Origin of the sequence: Yaniella sp. (assembly GCF_030453185.1) — a bacterium.
Classification (GTDB): Bacteria; Actinomycetota; Actinomycetes; order Actinomycetales; family Micrococcaceae; genus Yaniella.
In genome coordinates, this window is record NZ_JAKDKW010000144.1 from 1 (window position 1) to 2,567 (window position 2,567).

The 2,567-nt window shown below is 56.8% G+C and carries 4 protein-coding genes; all 4 read left to right on the forward strand.

All coding sequences use genetic code 11. The features are described from left to right. The coding region (locus L0H14_RS12295; RefSeq protein ID WP_301421978.1) for a bifunctional 2-polyprenyl-6-hydroxyphenol methylase/3-demethylubiquinol 3-O-methyltransferase UbiG at nt 1–598 on the forward strand (598 nt) is incomplete at its 5' end. Between the two features lie 135 nt (nt 599–733). Beyond that, nucleotides 734–943: a hypothetical protein gene (locus tag L0H14_RS12300; RefSeq protein ID WP_301419971.1), complete on the forward strand. Its 210-nt coding sequence runs from the start codon at nt 734–736 to the stop codon at nt 941–943. A gap of 7 nt (nt 944–950) precedes the next feature. Further along, a complete protein-coding gene (locus L0H14_RS12305) occupies nt 951–2,258 on the forward strand; it encodes a molybdopterin-dependent oxidoreductase (protein WP_301421979.1) in 1,308 nt (435 codons plus the stop codon). A 13-nt stretch (nt 2,259–2,271) separates the two neighbouring features. Next, complete coding sequence (locus L0H14_RS12310; protein ID WP_301419967.1) at nt 2,272–2,496, forward strand: hypothetical protein; 225 nt, start codon at nt 2,272–2,274, stop codon at nt 2,494–2,496. Nucleotides 2,497–2,567 lie beyond the last annotated feature (71 nt).

The window sequence follows — 2,567 nt, forward strand, 5'->3', positions numbered from 1 at the left end:
TATGACAAACGATGATGTTGCAAAAGCCTACGGATCGCAATCGGTCCACGTTGAACAGCTTTTGGGCACAGAGGTTGCAGCAGCTGATCCCGACCGCAATATCATTGAACCGTGGGCTGCCACGGTCAAGGGTGCCATACTGGATGTTGGCTCGGGGACCGGACGCTGGACGGGGCATCTTGCCACCCGTGGCCACGACATTGAGGGACTGGAACCCGTCGAACAACTCGTCGATTTGGCCCGGAAAAACTACCCTTGGATCATGTTTCACCGTGGTTCGGTCAACGAATTAGCTGACACAGACCACCGCTGGGCAGGACTGCTCGCCTGGTACTCCGTGATACACATGGGCCCAGAGGAGTTGCCCGAAGCGTTGTCGGTACTGCGTGGCGTACTGCAAGATGACGGCACGCTGTTGATGTCGTTCTTCAGCGGCACAACGTTCATGCCGTTCAATCATCCTGTTGCCACAGCCTATCTATGGCCTATGGATGACATGACCTTCGCTTTAGAAACCGCAGGGTTGAGCGTCGTCGACCAACACTGGGAGCCCAATGCTCCACACGCTCACATCATTGCCACGGCTACCAAGCATTAGATACCGCTCCGAGCATTCGACTGCTTGCCCGGAATCTCGCGTGCAGGCGGCTATTGAAGCAATATCCACCCATTGATACGCTGATTCTCAGCGGGCTTCCAGGAAAAAGGCAAGTGAGCCCACGAGGAGCTCATCATGGAAGCAGATTTCCCCTTTTGGCTACGTGCCTCACACCTATTCAACTTCGTACTCCTTGGCATTCTCATCCGGAGTGGATGGGAAATTCTTGCATCGCTACCCAGGCTTTGGTGGCGCAACGATTCCAAACCAGGCACCGAATGGTTACGATTCACCCGGCGGAAGTTGCCAAAGGAAGAGGGCGTCTACACCTCGCTGATGGAATGAGCGGTCCATGTCACCGCTGCTGGCGCTGCCGGGTCGGGAGAACATTGGACTCGGACGCCACTGGCACGGCATCGGCGTCATGCTGTGGGTAGTTAACGGTCTGTTCTATGTGATCATGCTGTTTGCCACCGGTCTGTGGACCAGGATTGTGCCCACATCGTGGAGTGTCTTCCCGGAAGCTTGGGAATCTTTCAAGATCTATGCAGGTTTCGGAGTCCCCAGGCTGGAACACTTTCAACCCTACGATCCCCTCCAAATGCTCACGTACACCGGGGTCGTTTTCCTGCTAGCCCCGCTGCTGATTCTGACGGGCCTGGCTATGTCGCCGGCTCTCCGCTCCCGGTTCCCCTGGTATGTGAAAGTCCTCGGTGGACCGCAGGTGGCGCGGTCGCTGCACTTTATTTGCCACGCAGCGTTCATCGTGTTCATTATCATGCACGTCGGCCTGGTCTTTCTGGTCCACCCGGAATACAACCTGCCCCACATGATCCTGGGCATCGAAGCGAATCAGCCTGAATATTATGCACAAGCATTCACCATCGCACTGATCACCATCGTGCTCGTCATCGCCTTCTTGATTGGCCTGAGCTACTGGAGCCTGGCCAATCGACCACGCGCACAACGGTTCCTGGTCGCCGTCACTGAACCGGGACGCGGAGTCTTCTTGAACTGGATGCGGTCGCGCATGTCCAAACAGAATGTCTTCACGGAAAAGGACATTTCTGAGTTCCACTGGACGAACGGCCTGCCGCCCACAGAAGATGAGTCGCCTGAGTGGCTCCAACACCGCGATACTGACTGGTCCGACTGGAGGCTGGAACTCGGCGGCGAGCTCAACGGCGAGACCAAGCACTTGAGCTTGGATGACCTGAGGGCGATGTCACGACACGAATACATCGGTATCCACTCGTGCATGCAGGGCTGGACTGCTACTTCGAAGTGGGCCGGAGTGAAACTGCGCGACGTCCTCGATCTCTTGGGCCCGCGCCCCGAGAACGCGAACTATGTGATGATCGAGTCCCACGGGCTGGCCCAGGTTATGTACGATAACCGGCCGCGTGAACCGTTTTATGCGGTAATTCCGCTGCGGGATGCGTATGAGGACGACACGATTCTGGCTTATGCACCCAATGACCGACCCCTGGATGATCACCTGGGAGCACCGTTGCGGTTGCGGGTGGAATCCAGTCACGGCTACAAGATGGTCAAATGGGTGCGCAAAATAGAATGGGTGGAAGACTACGAAGACATCGGTGACGGCCGTGGCGGAACTCGTGAAGATTCCGCGATGCAGGCCTTCAACGGACGTATCTAACCGGGAGGTCCCTTTGATAACCAGCACCATTTATATTCTGGCCGGAGAGCTCTCCAACGCTGCCACACGGTCGATCAAGGGGCAGGTCTATCAGGTACCACGCGTGGGAGGGATTTCTTTTGAAGTTGTGCCCGGTCAGGATACGCGCATGATCATCAAGCACAAAGACGACGAACCGGTCGCACGGGGTGACTTAGAAGCCGCCGTCGCCAAAGCGGGCAAGTATCAGCTGCTCTAGAGCCAACCCTTGAGCTGAGCTGTCTGCGCGGCCTCGCTCCGATTCGAAGTCTGCGTCTTGCCGATTGCCGA